Source organism: Aeromonas sp. YN13HZO-058 (genome assembly GCF_001921245.1).
GTDB lineage: Bacteria > Pseudomonadota > Gammaproteobacteria > Enterobacterales > Aeromonadaceae > Aeromonas > Aeromonas allosaccharophila.
This window is the reverse complement of sequence record NZ_MQSY01000016.1, coordinates 14,055-30,428: the sequence shown is the minus strand read 5'-3', so window position 1 is coordinate 30,428 and position 16,374 is coordinate 14,055. Positions and strand designations below refer to the sequence as shown.

Sequence of the window (16,374 nt, the reverse complement as noted above, 5' to 3'; positions counted from 1 at the left end):
AGGTGGTTTCGGTATGCAGATTAAGAGGCTGTTCCACCACAAACAGCGGTTGTACAGGAAGGTTGAGCAGTAGCGCGAGGAGTGGTCGGGAGAAGAGTATCTGCTCCCCCATGATGTGCGTTTGGCCAGGGAAGGTTGAAAATAGATGGCCCATGACGGGCCATCCTGGTTAAGCAAAAGTCAGCAGATCAGAAGGTAATGTTGGTCGAGATCCAGAAGCGGCGACCTTCCTGATTGTTGTTGTATTCGTTGGCATAAGTTGTTTTGCCACCGTCGTTATAGGCGTGGTACTGCAAGAAGTCCTCATCCAGCAAGTTGTAGATGGTGCCATTGACGGTTACGTTGTCGCTGATCCGGTAAGACGCCCCCAGATGGAACAGGGTAAACGCGCTGTAATCACCAAACGCATCTTGCTCGGCACCCACTCCGCGCCAACGCTTGCTGCGATATTCCCCCTGCAACCAGGTATTGAGCTGGGTGGTGGTTTGCCAGTTCAGCTTCATGTTAACCATGTGCTTGGGGGTATCGGTCAGTGGCTGGCCCGCTTGTTTGCCCGATTTCTGCTCGCTGTCGGTGAAGGTGTAGTTGGCCTTGAGATCCCAGTACTCGGCCAACGGAATGTAAGAGCCCACCTCTACGCCCCGGGTAATGGCTTCATCGATGTTGACCGTCTGGCCAAACTCCTTGATGTCATTCCAGTTGGTGCCAATGTCGATACAACCCGGCTGATTGGGCGCCTTGCTGTAGTGACAGTTAGCCACCGGCGTACCACTGGCGATTTTGTCGTGGAAGTCGTTGTGGAACAGGGTGACGTTGGCGTTAAAGCCGTTATCGGCCTGATAGTAGGCGGCTATTTCAGAGCTGGTGGTGGTTTCTGGCGTCAGGCTGGGAGTGCCGATCAGCGGCAAGGCGCCCTGGCGACCAAATCCGACGATCCCGCTGGTCAGTTGATCCAGACGAGGGGTCTTGTAACCTTGGCTGACACCACCTTTAAAGGTCCAGTTGCTGCTGGCATCCCATACCAGATATCCACGGGGACTGAGCTGGCTGCCAAATACGCTGTGATCATCGTGACGGGCGCCGATGGTCAGTGCCCAGTCGGGCAGGAAACGCCACTCATCTTCGGCAAATAGCGCCCATTGGGTATGCTCAAACGGTGCAGTAGCAACGCCGTCGATCATCTCGGCTTTCCACCACTGACCACCAACCGAGAGGGTGTTATCGCCCAGTACGGTGACCAGTTTGCTGTCGACAATGGTGTTCTCCAGCTCCAGAGTGCGCGGTGCGCCTGCGGTTTTGCCCGGAACGCCCTTGGGCAGGGTACGCCCTGCGGTGTCGGTTTCACTGCGAGTAATGCTGCTGGAGAGGTTGCCGAAATTGAAACGGCCATCGTGAGCCAGCACATACTGATCGCGGGTATAGCGTTGCTGTTTGTCATACCCCCCGATCTTGGTCGGCGTATCCAGGGTGCCAAGCTGGCCTTCACCGTTGTCATACTCTTGGGTACCGCGGTCAACATCCAACCAGATGTCCTGATTGTCGGTAGGGGTGAACGTCAACCGTCCTCCCAGGTTGCGGATATCCGATTTAACCGGATTTGCCCCCATGATTGGCGTATTTTCCACGCCATTCTCATCTTGATAGCGAATGTCAGAGGCACTGCGATCAAACAGGCTGCCACGCAGGGTCAGTCCCAGCTTGTCTTCAATGACGGCGCCGCTGGTATAGAAACTGACGCCGGCACTGTCGCCAAACTCACTGTGTTGCTGTTGGGTATTTTCCAGCGTCAGGGCACCCATCCACTTCTTGGCGGGTTTGCGGGTGATGATATTGACCACGCCCCCCATGGCATCTGAGCCGTAGAGCGTCGACATGGGGCCACGGATCACTTCGATGCGCTCAATGGCGGCCACTGGCGGCATAAAGCTGTTGGACGTTTCATCGAATCCATTGGGGGTCACGTTCCCCACATTGTTCTGACGGCGCCCATCGATCAGTACCAGGGTGTAGTCGCTGGGCATACCCCGCATGCTGATATTGAGGCCACCAGTCTTGCCGACGCTGCCTCCCACATCCACCCCTTCCACATCGCTGAGTGCATCAGCAATGCTGGCCACCCGTTTTTGTTCCAGATCTTCGCGGGTGATGACCGTGATGCTGGCGGGGGCATCGGTGACCTTCTGCTCAAATCCGGATGCTGTGACCACCATGGTTTCATTGATGGTCTGGGCCAGGGTTGCACCCGCAGGCAGCAAGGCGAGCGCAATGGCGTAACCGAGGCGGGATGGTTGGGGTATGGGCATGTTAGCTCTCCTGTTTATATTCTGAACTCTGCTGAACTACCAAAATTCTTATTGATAATCATTATCATCCTGTCGCGGCAGCATTCTATGCAAAGTCACAACGAGCAGAGAGCGATGTTTATGGAACCTGTCGTTCCAAAAACTGGAACTCGCGAGGGGAGGCTGTACCTCGGGTGATAGTTAATTAATCGTTTTAGGATTAATTTCATTTAAAATCAGTTGGTTATTTTTTCAGTAGCACAACATGACGACGCCGCCCTCCCGCAAAAAAAGTGTTGCTGTCAATAACGTTAATTAAATGCCATTGACAATGATTTGCATTTGCAATAGTTTGCCGCCGCTTATGACGACCATCCTGCGGGAGCTTTTCTTTATCATGTCGAGCCACTCTGCCCGTCCTCACCATGTACCTCGCTGGGTCCGGCCTCTGCATACCTACAGCTCCATGCTGATGCTGATGGTCATGCTCTTTTTCACCCTGACCGGATTGACTCTCAATAACCGCCAATGGCTACCCGCCCCGTCTCCCCTGATCCAGCAACAGCTGTCATTACCGCCCCTGTGGGCCGAAACCGGCCTATGGCAACAGGATCCGCTGTTGGCTGGTACTCAGCTGTTTCACTGGTTACGCCAGCAACACGGGCTCGAGGGAGGAGAGATGGTGATGGAGTGGAATGCCGAAGAGCAGTTGCTCACCCTCGACATCAAGCGTCCCGGCGGTTACAGCCTGGTCGAGATTGAACCTGCCTTGGCAGAGGTGAGGATTGAGACCCAGCCATCTGGCGTCCTGGCCGTGCTCAACGATCTGCACATGGGTCGTTACAGCGGTGAGATGTGGCGATTGTTTATCGACTTAAGTTCGTTGGTGATGCTGCTTTTTACCCTGACCGGGTTCTGGCTGGTGTTGTCCCAGCGCAAACGTCGCACCAGCCTGTTTGGCCTGAGTGTGACGGGCGCGGCCCTGATGGGCGTGCTTTATTTCGTGATCCTCTACTACTAAACGGAGTCCCGGATGCTCAAATCCACAATGCTGGCATTCTCGCTGGCCAGCTTGCCAGCGGTTGCTGACGTCACTCTGTCGCTGGAACTGCCCCGCCACGAAGGCAGCCAATACCGTCCTTATGTTGCGGTCTGGGTTGAAAACCCCCGGCAACAGGCGGTGGCAACCATCGCCGTCTGGCGCAAAGAGGCGGACTGGCTCAAGGATATGCGGCGCTGGTGGCGCAAGAGTGGTCGTTATGAGAACGACCTGCCGGATGGCGTCTCCGGGGCGACCCGTAAACCGGGCGTGCACCAGCTGTACTGGGATGGCCGTGACCATCAGGGGAATGCCCTGCCGGCGGGACGCTACACCCTTCATATCGAAGCCGTGCGCGAACATGGCAGCCGTTCTCTGGTCAGCCAACCCATTGAGCTTGGCCAAACAGCCAGCTATCACCTGAAACCGGTCGCCGAACTGGGCCCGATCACCATACATACCGGAGTTAAATCATGACCAAATATTCTGCTGGCTGGGGGCTGCTCGCCCTGTTCGCCACCTGTGCGGCCGCTCATCCGGTCTGGATGCTGCCGAGCGAGTTCAACGTGTCGAGCGACAAGGATCACTGGATCACCGTGGATGGTACCGCCTCCCACGGGGTCTTCAGCTTTGACAAGCCGATCGGGCTGGACAATGTCACCGTCTATGACCCGGCAGGCAACCCCGGCCGAACCGGTCCTTATTACAAGGGACAGCGCCGCAGCGTGTTCGATCTGGCCGTGAATGAAGTGGGCACTTACAAGATCGAGCTACGCAATCCGCCTCGCTATGTCACCACCTACACCATTGGCAAGCGCAATACCGAACGCCGGATCATGGCGAACAAGCAGGAGGCGGCCGCTCAGGTGCCCGCCAAGGCGCAAGGGGTGACCACCTATGCCATGCAAAATGTCAGCGCCTTCTATGTCACCCGTAACACCCCGAGCGATACCGTGCTCAAGAGCACGGGTCAGGGACTGGAGCTGCAACCCTTGACCCACCCCAGTGATGTGGTGGTCGGTGAAGCAGCCCGTTTTCGTCTGACGTTTGAGGGTCAGCCGTTGGCCGATCGCAAGGTGGAAGTGGTGGGGCACGGTACTCAGTGGCGCGACGGGCGCCAGCAGCAGGAACTGGTCAGCGACAAGGATGGTGTGGTGACGGTGACCCCGACCCAGACCGGCCCGCACCTGCTCTCTGCCAACATTGAGCAGGCCAGCCAATCGCCGATGGCTGACAAGGTTGCGATCAATTACCTGCTGACCTTCGAGGTATTGCCGCAATGATCCTGTGTAACAAGTGGCTGCCCGCCCTGGCCCTGCTGATGCCGCTGGCCGCTCAAGCTCACTATCCGGTGATGGATTGTGGTCGTGAAGGTGACGAACTGGTCTGTAAGGTGGGCTACAGCGACGGTACCCTGGCGAGCGGTGCCGAGGTCGTCATGTATAGCTATGACGACGAGGTGCTGCTCACCGTCAAGGCCAACGGCCGCTCGGAAGCGCGTTTCACCGAGCCGGAGGGGGAGTTTTATATCCGCTTCGATGCCGGACATGAAGAACCCGCTGAATTTGATTATGCCGAGCTGCTCTGAGATGAGCGGCTGTCGTGAGCGCGTCGTGCCGGATGATGGTCGCAATGAGAATCGCTGGGTGGCACTGTTCACCGCCGCCGTCTTGTTGTGCGGGGTAGTGGGGATCTATTTGCGTCAGGCGCCAGACACGCCTGTGGCACAAACGCCTGATCTCACCCCGGCTGGCCGTCAACAGCTGACCGAGCTGGTTATCGCCCTCGATGAGGCCGGCTTTATGGCCAGTGACGGCCACTGGCCCGCGCTGGCCGCCATGGAGCAAGCCCTGATCCCCCCTTTTAGCGAGGGGGGCTGGCAAGAGTTGGCCAATGGCTGCTGGCTGGGACCGCGAGTGGGCCAGCCCGATGCGCGCTGGCTTGTCTCGTTGTCCGCTCATGCCATTTTTCTCGATGGCGAAGGGGCATCCGGCATCCCTGACTGCACTACACCTCTCCACTGGATTTTGATGACACCATGATGCGTATTTTTCTGGGCCTGAGCCTGCTGCTGACCCCCCTTGTTGCATGGAGCAAGCCGTTGACCGTGGGGATCACCCTGCACCCTTATTACAGCTATGTGCACCATATCGTGGGTGATCGTGCCAAGGTGGTGCCGCTGATCGAGAGCGGTTTCAACCCCCATAGCTATGAACTGCAACCGAGCGATATCAAGCGCTTGAGCAGCATGGATGCACTGGTGCTCAACGGCATCGGCCATGACGAGTTTGCGGTGCATGCCCTTGAGGGGCTGGCGCTGCCCAAGCTGACCCGGATTTACGCCAATGCCGATTTGCCGCTGCTCGCCACCAGCAAGGGGAGCTACAACCCCCATACCTTCGTGGCCATCGATGCCGCGGTGCGTCAGGTCTATACCATTGCCCGCGAGCTGGGGCGCCTTGACCCGGCCAATCGCGACTATTTTCAGCAAAATGCCCTGACCTATGCCCGCAGCCTGCGAGCCATCAAGAACCGCTACCGGGCCGAGTTGTTGACGCTGGATCTGGCCAGTGTGCGCATCGCCAGTACCCATAATGCCTACGGCTATCTGCTGCAGGAGTTTGGCATCGGCATCGACACCGTCATTGAACCGGCCCACGGGGTTGAGCCCAATGCGACCCAGTTGCAGCAGACCATTGAGCGGATCAAGGCGGCCAATATTCAGGTGCTGTTTACCGAACTGGATATGGATAACCGCTACGTGGAGCTGATCCAGAACGCCACCGGGATCCGGATTTACCACTTCTCCCACATGACGTTTGGTGACTATGACCCCGATCTGGTGAGCCGCGAGATGGATCACAACCTCAAGACCCTGGTTAAGGCGCTGTCACTGGCGGCGCAGGCCAGCTGATGGGGCCGTCAATCCTGCTGCAAGGGCTTGCCTTGTCGCTCAATCGGGTGAGCATACTCCAGCCCATCGATGGCACCTTCGCCGCGGGCAAGCTGCATGCCATCGTCGGCCCCAACGGGGCGGGCAAGTCCTCCTTGCTCAAGTGCGTGCTGGGTCTGCGACCCCATAGCGGCGACGTGTTTCGGGAGTGGGTGGGGGCGCCGGGTCCGGTGGCCTATGTGCCGCAGCAGAGCCAGTTTGAGCCATCTCTGCCCATCACCATCAACGAATTCCTGCTGGCGACGTTCTCGCGCCGCCCCCTGTGGTTGCCGATGAAGTCGGCGGCGAAAGTGCGGATCGATCAGCTGTTGGCGCAAGTCGGGCTGACCGGCAAGGGACATTTGCGCCTCGGTCAGCTGTCTGGGGGGGAACGCCAGCGCCTGTTGTTGGCACAAGGGCTGGATCAGGGGAGTCAACTCTGGTGTCTGGATGAGCCCATGACCGGGCTGGATCAAGAGGGACAAGAGATGGTTAACCGCTTGCTGCTGCAACTGCGTGGGCAAGGGGCAACCTTGCTGGTGGTGCATCATGACATGGCCTGGGTGAGGCGTTATGCCGACCGGGTGTGGGTGATTGATGGCGGGCTGGCGGCGGTCGGCACTCCGGATGAGGTGTTTGCCGATGCCCAACTGGAGGTGGCGTGATGGAGAGTCTGCGTCAATGGGTATTCTCCCTGTTTGAAAGCGGCTATTTGCCCGAGATGTTCCAGTACGCCTTCCTGACCAATGCCCTGGTTGCGGCTCTCTTGATGGGGCCTCTGCTCGGGGCGCTGGGCCCGCTGGTGGTGGTCAAGCGGCTGGCGTTTTTCTCCGAAGCGGTCGGTCACGGTGCCCTGACCGGTGTGGCACTCGGGATCTTGCTGGGGGAGCCCGCCACGGCGCCGCTGGTGGCGCTGTTTTGTTTTTGCATCCTATTTGCCCTGCTGCTCCACTGGGTCAAGAGCCGCACCCAGATCCCTTATGATGCGTTGGTGGGCGTGTTCCTCTCGTTTGCCATCGCGTTGGGGGCCGCCTTGCTGCTTTATGTAGCCAAGCGGGTCAACGTACATATCCTGGAAAACGTGCTGTTTGGCTCGATCCTGACGGTCAAGGATCTCGACCTTCTGGTGCTGCAGCTCATTGCCATTCCTGCACTGCTGATGTTGCTGCGCGGAACCAATACCGCCCTGCTGGCGAGTCTGGCGCCGGAGCTGGCGCGCAGCCGCGGGGTGGCGGTGCGTCTCTATGACTATCTGTTCGTGTTGCTGATTGCCCTGATGACGGTCGCCTCGGTCAAGGTGATTGGGGCCATTCTGGTGGGGGCGCTGCTGCTTATCCCCGCGACGGCGGCCCGACTGGTGAGTCGCAGTGGTGCCCAGTTTTTCTGGCTATCGGTGCTGTTTTCAACCCTCAGCTGCTTCCTCGGCATTCTGGTGCCGATGGCGGGCGCCCTGCCACTGCCTTCCGGGGCAGCCATCGTGATGTTTGCCTCGCTCTTTTTTGTACTTGCGCTCGGTTACCGTCGCTGGAGAACCATTGAATGAGATCTTTTGTTTGTTTGCTGCTCGGCCTGCTGGCGTTGCCGTTGTGGGCCGCGCCGACCGTGGTCAGTACCGTGCCGGTGTTGCACGCCATCAACCTTTCGCTGTTGGCCGACACCGGTATCGTCGCCCGTTATCTGCCGCCCGCCAGATTGCCGCTGAACCGGATCCCCGGCTGGCTGAGCAAGGTGGATGTGGCCACTCTGGGACCGGCCGATGCCCTGCTGACGATGGAGTCGTTGCAGCCGGAGCTGGCGATTTATCCCCTGTTGCGCCAGCGCCAGATCCGGGTCGTGCCCATTGATGTCGCGCGGGAGCTGGCGCCGGCTGGCGCCAAAGTGACCCTGCGAGCGGACGGGGAGGGGGACTACTTCTGGCTCGATTTTGGCAATTTGACCCTGATGGGAAATGTGGCCGCGCGGGATCTGGCCCGTATGTGGCCAGCCCAGAGCGCGCAGATTGAACGCAATCGCCAGCGATTGCTGCGGGCGGTGCAGGGCAGTGCCATGGCGTTTGACGATGTGCTGCTGGCGCACAATGTGGCCAGCCTGGCGGTGGCAGATCAACGGCTGATGCCACTGGCGCAGGCGCTCGGTCTGCCGTTGGTGCCGCAACAGCAGGCCGATCTGGTGCTGACCAGTCGTCCGCACAAAGGGCGTTCCCTTGGCATCTGGCAGCCGGACCCCTTGCTGCGGCTGGGAGATCAGCCGATCGAAGTCTGGCTGATGCAAAATCAGCAAGCTCTGGTTCGCCAGCTCGCGCCAACAGCCGATTGATGCGGGAATGTGAATGCTGGACCTGATCGAAATAAAAATATTCTGCGCTGTGGTCGAGTGCGGCGGTCTAACCGCTGCCGCCGATCAACTCGGTTTCCCGAAATCGACCATGAGCCGTCGTCTCGCCCAGCTGGAGCTGCGGGTTGGTCAGCCGTTATTGCGTCGTCAGAGTAATCGACTACAGCTGACGGAGGCGGGCCGATTGTTTGAATCCTATGCCCGGCAGATGTTGCGACTCTCGCAGCAAGGGCTGCAGGTGATGGAGGATCTGCGGGAAGAGGTGAGCGGGGAGTTGCTGGTACGCTGTCACCCCGTCTGCGCCGAGACATGGTTTGTGGAAGCGCTTGAGTCGTTTCTGGAGCACTATCCCGGGGCCAGGATCAGTCTGAAAACAGACGAGCAGCTCTCTCCCAACAGTGCCGCTCAGGGTGAGATCTGGTGCTGGTTCGGAGCAGATCCCGAGTGTGGTTTGCGTTACGAACCACTGGTGCAACTGCCCGCCTCTCTTTATGCCAGCCCGGACTATCTGGCAGGACAACAGCCGATACAACACCCCAGGGATGTGAGCACCCATGACTGGATTGGTGGGGGCGCGACGATCAACGACGGGGTGCTGTTACGGCATATACAGGAGGGGGAGTATCTGTGCCAGCCTACGCCCTCCCGCTTGCTGTTTGATGATGTGGGGATGCAGATCAGCGCGATGCGACGTGGCCGGGGCATCGGTATTTTACCAGATACCCGTGTCCGGGCGCTGAACCGGGCCCATCCGGACAGCTTGATCCCCTGTTTGACCGGTTGGCAAGCGGTGCCATGGCAGGTGGGATTGCTCTATCCTTATGGGCGGCAGCCGCGCAAGGTCAGTGCATTACTGGCTCATATTCGCAGTGCGCTCCCACCCTCCTGGCGCGGGTGCAAGCTGGACAAGCTGCCGACAAGATGTGAACATGGCGCCCTTTATCGAGAGAGAGACTTGGCCAATGAGCTATGAACTGAGCGACACCGAGCGCAATGCCGCGCTGCAACTGAACGCTGATTACCGTTACGAACACTTCATCAGCAAGCTGGTCGAGCATGAAGAGCTGTTTGTGCTGACTGACGAGCATGGCGTCATGATGCTGACCACCGATGATGAAGATTGCATCCCGGTATGGCCGCACCCGGAGTACGCCAAGGCGTGGGCCGAAGGTGAGTGGGCCGATTGCAAGCCGCAGTCCATCACCCTCAAGGTGTGGCTGGAGCGCTGGGTTGACGGTATGGAGCAGGACGAGCTGTGTGTTGCCGTGTTCCCGACCCCGGATCAGGAAGGTATTGTGCTGGAGCCGGGCGATGTGGCTGACGCCATTGCCGAGAAGCAGGCCAAGCGCGGCTAATTGCCTCGTTTGCTTGCAAGCAACCCGGTTGCAAAACAAGACCCCGCCACTGTGCGGGGTCTGTCGTTTTTGGGGCGGCCATCCTGTGCTCGCTGGAGCAGAGGAGGGCGGCCAGGACTAGGGTTGCCGATAAGTGGTGTCAGTCAGGAGCACGACCGGGAACGTTTTGTCGGCCTTGATGGCCGCTTTGGTCTGTGCCTTTGCCTCTTCATCAATCCACAGCAGGCCACCGTAGCTGTAACCGCTGTTGTCGCCACCGAGGGGCCAGTAGAGCTGCTCGCTCTTGGGGGTTGCAGGTACCTTGGGCAGTTTGATCCAGCGCCATGCCCCTTCCCGGGTGTAGGGCACCTGATAAGCAGGGACGAAGCTGGCCAGCTCATAGAGCCGCTGCTGGATCTGCCGTGACAGGGACGCCTTTTTGGCAAAGTCGAACTCCTTGTCGTACTGCTCCACCAGCGCCGTGATGGCGTCATCATCGATGTTCATGATGTTGTTGGTCTGGGGCTTGTTGGCGTTGACCTTGTGGAAGAACTCCCAATAGGCGGGGTAGCGGCTGCCCGCCCAGGCCATCCAGGCGCTCTGGTGCTTTTTCTCCAGCATCGATTTGAAACCGGCCGAGGCATCCATCAGGTTGAGCTCCAGATTAAGCCCCGCCTTCTTGGCCTCTTCCCGCAACAGCGTGAGCCGCTGGGCGTGCTCTGCGGTGGTGTAGGTGATGGCGAGGGTCAGTGACTGCCCCTTGTCGTTTTGCAAAATCCCCTGTGGCCCTACCTTGTCAAAGCCTGCCTTGGCAAAGTATTCCCGTGCCAGTTTGGGATCGAACGGACGGGCCTTGATCTCGCTGTTGGTAAATTCACCCTGACCTGAGCCATAACTGTTGAGTCGCTGGTAATCCCCCCGCAGCAGGGTGGTGAGCATCTTGTCGAGGTTGAGGGCATGCTGAACCCCGAGCCGCACATCTAGATTATTCAGCAGCGGATCGGCGGTGTTGAGATAGAGCCCCATTGGAGATTGCGGGGTCTGGTTGTAGAACCAGGTACGCGAGATATAACCCTTCTCGAACTCCGCGGTTTTGGTCTTGTCGTGCCACCAGTTGGGCATCACCAGCGGGAAGGTGTCGAGATCGCCGCGCAGGAAGTGTTGCCAGGCGATGTTCAGATCCCTGAGCACCTTGATCTCGATCCGCGCGGGATTGAAGCGATGCTGGAAGTAACGCTCGTCATCTCCCCACCAGTTTTCAATCCGTTTGAAGGTGACCGACTTGCCCTTTTTCACCTGATCGAGCTGATAGGGGCCGGTGACCGGCAACACCTTCCAGTTGTACTCCTTGACCCAGTTGGCGGTGAGCTTGATGGCGTGGCTCGGCTCCGGGCTGATGGGCAGTGATTCGAGCAGATCCTGGCGGCTCTTTTCGGTGCCGCTGGTGATGGCCAGGGTGTGATCATCAAACTTGGTGATGTCGGCTATCTGGGTGCTGTAGTAGTTGTTGTACCAGGGATCGTTGATCTCTTTGCTGCGCATCATCTTGAGGGTAAAGAGCCAGTCATCGGCGGTGACCGGTTGGCCGTCCGACCAGCGCGCCTTGGGATTGATGCGAAAATAGAGGGTCTTGTGATCGGCGCCGAAGGCCCACTCGTTGGCCAGCATCGGCATGGGGTTGCCGGTGACGGGGTGGGTGCTCAGCAGTGGCAGGTTGCTCTCCCGCACGTAACCGGCAAAGCCGCCGTTGGAGTCGGGGCCATATTTGCGCAAGGTCAGGGGGAAGCTGGTCATAAAGGTGCGAAAGGTGCCGCCGCGCTTGGCGGCCGGATCGGCATAGACCGGATCCTGGTTGTTGCTCTCCCACCTCAAGTCAGCAGGTAGCGTGGCACTCCAGCCAAACGGGCTCCAGCATAGGGTCAGGGTGATGGCGGTGGCGCGAATGATAGGGGGGAGGCGGCGCCCCCCGGTGGTGATGGTCGATGGCATGTCCTTGCTCTCCTGAAGTCTGCTTCCTGCAGATCACGCTCTGGTGATGTCCGTCCCGATGGGGACTGGCTCATCATGAAAATTTTATCCTGTCAGGTCAATGAAATAGCGCGAATTGACAGGCGCTCATCATGTCACGCTCTGTGGTTTTAACCCGCGCAGTCTGCCACCGAGCAGATGCACCACAAAGCCGAGCAGCACCAGACCTGAGCCCAGCCACTGCATGGCGGTCGGATGTTCATCGAGCAGCAGGGCTGCCGCCACCATGCCAACACAGGGGATCAGCAGGGAGAGCGGCGCCACCTGCGCCACCGGATAGCGCATCAGCAGTCGCCCCCACAGTCCGTAACCCAACCAGGTCGCGACATACGAGAGGTAGAGCACGCACAATAATCCCTGCCAGCTGAAGTTGAGCAGGCTGCTGGCCATCAGCTCCGGCCCCTCGAACAGCCAGGAGAGGGCGAAAAATGGCAGGATGGGCACCAGACCGCCCCAGGCGATCAGGCTCGGCAGTGTGGTCTGATAGCGCAGACCAATCTGGCGATTGATGACGTTGCCAAGGCCCCAGCAGGCTGCGGCGCACAGCGTCAGGATGAAGCCGAGCAGGGTCAGGTTGCCTTCACCGTGGGTGGCGACGAGATAGAGGCCGAATCCCGCCAAAGGCAGCGCCACCCAGTGGTGAGGCTGCCAGCGCTCCCCCAGCCAGATCATGGCAAACAGCAGGGTGAACACCACCTGGGATTGCAGCACCAGCGAGGCCATGCCCGCGGGCATACCGAACTTCATGGCACTGAACAGAAACGCGAACTGGCCCAGACTGATGGCGCCGCCGTAGGCCAGCAGCCAGCGCCAGGGCATGGCGGGCCTGGGCACCAGCAAGATGGCGGGAAAGACCACGCCGATAAAGCGAAGTGCCCCCAGCAGTAGCGGTGGTATCCCCTCCAGTCCCCACTTGATGGCGATGAAGTTGAGCCCCCAGCAGAGGATGACCAGAGCGGCCAGACACTTGTCTTTGGTTTGCATGGTTGAAATCCCTGTCATCAGCAGTGCGGCGCGAGGGTTTACACAGCCCGGCGCGATCGGCAAGAGGGCGAGCATACCCCTGAGCAGGTGGTGAGTGTCAAGGCTAAAGACCCGTTTGGGTTTTTTAGTTGAGGGGCCTGGGGACTGCTGGCAAGGTCAGGGCAGATCAGGCTGTGACGCAGTGCAGCGCAATACCACGGTTGGTGATAGCCGCACGCATGGGGGCGGGCAGGGCATCGTCGGTGACCAGCACGGTGATCTGGCCCGGTGCGCCCAGCTGGCTCGGGTGGATGGCGCCAAATTTGCTGCTGTCGGTGATCACCACATTGGTCATCCCCTTGGCCAGCACGCTGTTGACCACATCGGCCCGCATCATGTCACGACCGGTAAAGCCCACCTCGGGGTGAAAACCGTCGACCCCGATAAAGGCTTTGGAGAAGTGCACCTGCTCGATGCAGAGGCGCGTCAGCGGCCCCACCACGCTTTCGCTCTGATGCTGGAACAGCCCGCCGAGCAGCACCACCTGAGCCGGGGTGTCTTTGAGCAGATGGGCGATATAGCTGCTGATGGTGATGATGGTGACCCGCTTGTGCAGGGCCAGATGGCGCGCCAGCATGGCGTTGGCGCTGCCCCCTTCGATAAAGACCGTCTCGCCATCTTCTACCAGCTGGGCAGCCCGCTCGGCGAGGCGCTCCTTGAGCAGGTAGTTGATGTTCATCCGGGCATCCGGGTCATCGGTCTCCAGCGCCATGGCCGAGCCGTGTACCCGTCTGAGCAGCCCCTGTTTCTCCAGCGCGGTGAGGTCGTTGCGCACCGTCACCTCAGACACGCCAGTGTGTTGGGCGAGCTCACTCACGCTCATCTTGCGCGCCTGATGGACCAGAGTGAGGATCAGTTGGTGGCGTGGGTTCATGGTGCGCTCGCATGCAAGGTGGTGGATAGCGGCAAGCCACCCGTGGGGTGGCTTGCCAATCATATGACGTCACAGGCGCCATGGGCGCGCCCCGTCAGAGACTGTGCTCGGTGCGGGCGATGATATCATCTTGCGCATCCGGGGATAAGGCGGTGAAGAAGGCCGAATAGCCCGCCACCCGTACCACCAGATCCCGGTACTGATCCGGATTGGCCTTGGCTGCCAGCAGGGTTTCGCGCGAGACGATGTTGTACTGCACGTGCCACCCCTTGTGCACCTCGAAGAAGGTGCGCAGCAGGCTCATCAGCTTGGTCTTGTCCCGCTCGTTCTCAAGGCTCGCCGGGCTCAGCTTCTGGTTGAGCAGTACCCCGCCGAGGATCGCCGCCGTGGGCAGCTTGCCGATGGAGTTGAATACCGCCGTCGGGCCGAGACGATCCGAACCTGACGAAGGGCTGGCTCCTTCCGCCAGCGGCGTGCGGGCGTGACGCCCATCCGGGGTGGCCATGGTGGCGGCACCGAACGGCACGTTGGCCGAGATGGAGGAGGTGCCGGCATAGTAGGTGCCGCCAATGGGGCCGCGCCCGAAGCGGGTGTTGTGCAACCCCTTGAGCTCGTCGATGTAGCTCTGGTAAGCCTGCACCAGCAGCAGATCGACCTCGTCCAGATCGTTGCCATATTTGGGGGCGGCATTGGTGAGGCGCTGGCGCAACTGCTCGCCCTGGAGCCCTGCAAAGTCCTGCTCCAGGGCGGCAGCCAGCTCGTGCTGATCCACCACGCCCTGCTCGAACACCAGTTTCTTCAGGGCCGCCAGACTGTTGCCGAGGTTGGCGATCCCCACCTGCAGACCGGAGACCCAGTCATAGACGGCACCCCCCTCTTTGATGGTCTTGCCGCGTTCGATGCAGTCATCCACCAAGGTGCTGCAGAGGATGTCGTGGGCCTGCGCTTCCAGCACGCTGTCGACCACGCAGTCGATCTCGATGGATTTGCGGGTGAAGTAGCGCACCTGCTCATCCCAGCGGGCCATCACCTCGTCAAAGTTGCCAAAGTTACCGTCTCGCAGCGATTGGGTTTGGGGCAGGAAGACCTTGCCGGTGGTGGCATCGCGGCCGCCATCGAGGGATGCCAGCAGAATGCGGGCGAAGTTGATAAAGCTCATGCCGGTGCAGCGATAGCCCCACTTGCCGGGCACGGCGGTCTCGATGCAGCCGATGGCGGCGTAGTGGTGGGCATCTTCCACGCTCACCCCGAGCTTGATGAACTCGGGGATCACCACCTCGTCGTTGTTGAAGGCGGGCATGCCAAAGCCGCAGCGGATCACCTGAATGCAGGCGTCGAGGAAATCCTCGCTCATCCCGGCGTGGTAGCGCACCGACAGGTTCGGCTGGGTGGATCTCAGCTGGCCGCAGGACTCCAGAATCGCGTAGGAGAGGCCGTTGACCGCGTCATGGGCCGCGCCATCCCGCCAGTTCTGGCCACCGATGGTGACGTTTTGATAGAGCGGGCTGCCGGCGGAGGCCTTGGAGTGGGTGCCGGAGCGGATCTTGTTCACCTCCAGCAACTTGAGCCAGCACCCTTGCAGCAGTTCGATGGCGCGGGAGCGTGACAGGGATTCTGACAGTTCCACCTCGCGGCGATACCAGGGGTAGAGATATTGGTCCATCCGGCCAAACGACACCGAGTGGCCGTTGGATTCGATCTGCAGAATGAGCTGGATAAAGTAGCAGAGCTGCAGCGCCTGCCAGAAGGTCTCGGGGGGCTGGTGGGCGATGTGGGCGCAGTTGAGCGCAATGGTCTCAAGCTCGCTTTGGCGTTCGGGTCGCGATTCTTGCGCAGCCATGTCGCGGGCAAGGGCGGCGTAGCGCCCGATGTGATCGCTGACCGCCTCTAGGGTGATGGCGACGGCGTGCAGGAACTGCTCGCGCTGCAGATCGGCCCAATCCGCCAAATCCAGCCGACTGCGCCGCTCGGCCACCTTGGCCTTGAAGCCATCGAGACCCAGCGTGAGCAGCTCCTCATAGTTGACCGCGAGGTGGGCATCCCCCGAGGTCATGTTGCCCTCGGCCTTGATGATGCCGCTCTCCAGTAGCGCTTTCTGCTCGTCGGTAAAGAGGCCGAAGCAGCGATCCTGCACTGTCTGGCCGCGCCAGAAGGGGGTGAGGGCGTGGATGATTTCCTTGTCGGTTTCGCTGACCGCAAAACCGGCACCGGGTCTGTCCGCCAGCTCGTCGATCTCTTTCTCAATCCAGCTCACCGTGTATTCCGGAAACAGCGGCGCCGCCCGTACCTGACTGGCCTGATTGCCTACGATAAGCTCGTCGTGCTTGATCCAGATGGTGCGCTGCTTGAGGTGATGGGCCAGCGCCAGCGCACGGCGCACCGGCAGCGGCCGGGCGAGATGAGCCTGATAGGCCTCGGTGTAGTGGCGGGCACGCTCGGTGCAGACCGGTGGCTGCACTATGTGGATCAGGCTCTCTTTGTGGGCGCGGATCCGCGGGCTGAGGGTATTGAGGTCGAGCTGGGTCATG

The 16,374-nt window shown here is 60.0% G+C and carries 16 protein-coding genes; 11 read left to right on the top strand and 5 right to left on the bottom strand.

The features are described from left to right. Window positions 1-188: 188 nt before the first annotated feature. The gene (locus BSP75_RS02405) at window positions 189-2,303 is read right to left on the bottom strand and encodes a TonB-dependent receptor (RefSeq protein WP_171971573.1); all 2,115 of its coding nucleotides are present in this window, start codon (window positions 2,301-2,303) and stop codon (window positions 189-191) included. 376 nt (window positions 2,304-2,679) lie between these two features. Between BSP75_RS02405 and BSP75_RS21235 the strand changes: the two genes are divergently transcribed. The 11 genes from BSP75_RS21235 to BSP75_RS02355 are packed head-to-tail and all read left to right on the top strand — an operon-like array spanning window position 2,680 to window position 9,942. Beyond that, the gene (locus BSP75_RS21235; RefSeq protein ID WP_171971572.1) at window positions 2,680-3,303 is read left to right on the top strand and encodes a PepSY-associated TM helix domain-containing protein; all 624 of its coding nucleotides are present in this window, start codon (window positions 2,680-2,682) and stop codon (window positions 3,301-3,303) included. A 12-nt stretch (window positions 3,304-3,315) separates the two neighbouring features. After that, complete coding sequence (locus BSP75_RS21230; RefSeq protein WP_083617011.1) at window positions 3,316-3,798, top strand: DUF2271 domain-containing protein; 483 nt, start codon at window positions 3,316-3,318, stop codon at window positions 3,796-3,798. Next, complete coding sequence (locus tag BSP75_RS02395; protein ID WP_042657114.1) at window positions 3,795-4,604, top strand: DUF4198 domain-containing protein; 810 nt, start codon at window positions 3,795-3,797, stop codon at window positions 4,602-4,604. The genes BSP75_RS21230 and BSP75_RS02395 overlap by 4 nt, the downstream gene beginning before the upstream one ends. Then, complete coding sequence (locus BSP75_RS02390) at window positions 4,601-4,909, top strand: hypothetical protein (RefSeq protein ID WP_075112090.1); 309 nt, start codon at window positions 4,601-4,603, stop codon at window positions 4,907-4,909. The genes BSP75_RS02395 and BSP75_RS02390 overlap by 4 nt, the downstream gene beginning before the upstream one ends. Before the next feature lies 1 nt (window position 4,910). Then, a complete protein-coding gene (locus BSP75_RS02385; RefSeq protein ID WP_075112089.1) occupies window positions 4,911-5,363 on the top strand; it encodes a hypothetical protein in 453 nt (150 codons plus the stop codon). Continuing rightward, entirely contained in the window at window positions 5,360-6,235 is an 876-nt protein-coding gene (locus BSP75_RS02380) for a zinc ABC transporter substrate-binding protein (protein WP_075112088.1), read from the top strand. Before BSP75_RS02385 ends, BSP75_RS02380 begins: the two co-directional genes overlap by 4 nt. Then, the gene (locus tag BSP75_RS02375; protein WP_075112087.1) at window positions 6,235-6,918 is read left to right on the top strand and encodes a metal ABC transporter ATP-binding protein; all 684 of its coding nucleotides are present in this window, start codon (window positions 6,235-6,237) and stop codon (window positions 6,916-6,918) included. Before BSP75_RS02380 ends, BSP75_RS02375 begins: the two co-directional genes overlap by 1 nt. After that, a complete protein-coding gene (locus tag BSP75_RS02370) occupies window positions 6,918-7,796 on the top strand; it encodes a metal ABC transporter permease (protein ID WP_075112086.1) in 879 nt (292 codons plus the stop codon). The genes BSP75_RS02375 and BSP75_RS02370 overlap by 1 nt, the downstream gene beginning before the upstream one ends. Next, a complete protein-coding gene (locus BSP75_RS02365; protein WP_148140595.1) occupies window positions 7,793-8,569 on the top strand; it encodes a hypothetical protein in 777 nt (258 codons plus the stop codon). The genes BSP75_RS02370 and BSP75_RS02365 overlap by 4 nt, the downstream gene beginning before the upstream one ends. Before the next feature lie 13 nt (window positions 8,570-8,582). Next, window positions 8,583-9,560 (top strand): LysR family transcriptional regulator, encoded by a 978-nt coding sequence (locus BSP75_RS02360; protein ID WP_075112084.1) that lies wholly within the window; start codon window positions 8,583-8,585, stop codon window positions 9,558-9,560. Further along, complete coding sequence (locus BSP75_RS02355; RefSeq protein ID WP_075112083.1) at window positions 9,550-9,942, top strand: DUF2750 domain-containing protein; 393 nt, start codon at window positions 9,550-9,552, stop codon at window positions 9,940-9,942. Before BSP75_RS02360 ends, BSP75_RS02355 begins: the two co-directional genes overlap by 11 nt. Window positions 9,943-10,059: 117 nt before the next feature. On the opposite strand, the gene BSP75_RS02350 is transcribed toward BSP75_RS02355, so the two are convergent. The 4 genes from BSP75_RS02350 to BSP75_RS02335 all read right to left on the bottom strand — a co-directional run bounded on the left by BSP75_RS02350 (window position 10,060) and on the right by BSP75_RS02335 (window position 16,373). Beyond that, entirely contained in the window at window positions 10,060-11,910 is a 1,851-nt protein-coding gene (locus BSP75_RS02350) for an extracellular solute-binding protein (protein WP_075112082.1), read from the bottom strand. A 129-nt stretch (window positions 11,911-12,039) separates the two neighbouring features. Further along, window positions 12,040-12,933 (bottom strand): EamA family transporter, encoded by an 894-nt coding sequence (locus tag BSP75_RS02345; RefSeq protein ID WP_075112081.1) that lies wholly within the window; start codon window positions 12,931-12,933, stop codon window positions 12,040-12,042. A 166-nt stretch (window positions 12,934-13,099) separates the two neighbouring features. Continuing rightward, on the bottom strand, window positions 13,100-13,846 hold the full coding sequence (locus tag BSP75_RS02340; RefSeq protein ID WP_075112080.1) for a DNA-binding transcriptional regulator YciT: 747 nt from the start codon (window positions 13,844-13,846) through the stop codon (window positions 13,100-13,102). 94 nt (window positions 13,847-13,940) lie between these two features. Continuing rightward, window positions 13,941-16,373 (bottom strand): formate C-acetyltransferase/glycerol dehydratase family glycyl radical enzyme, encoded by a 2,433-nt coding sequence (locus BSP75_RS02335; RefSeq protein WP_075112079.1) that lies wholly within the window; start codon window positions 16,371-16,373, stop codon window positions 13,941-13,943. Window position 16,374 lies beyond the last annotated feature (1 nt).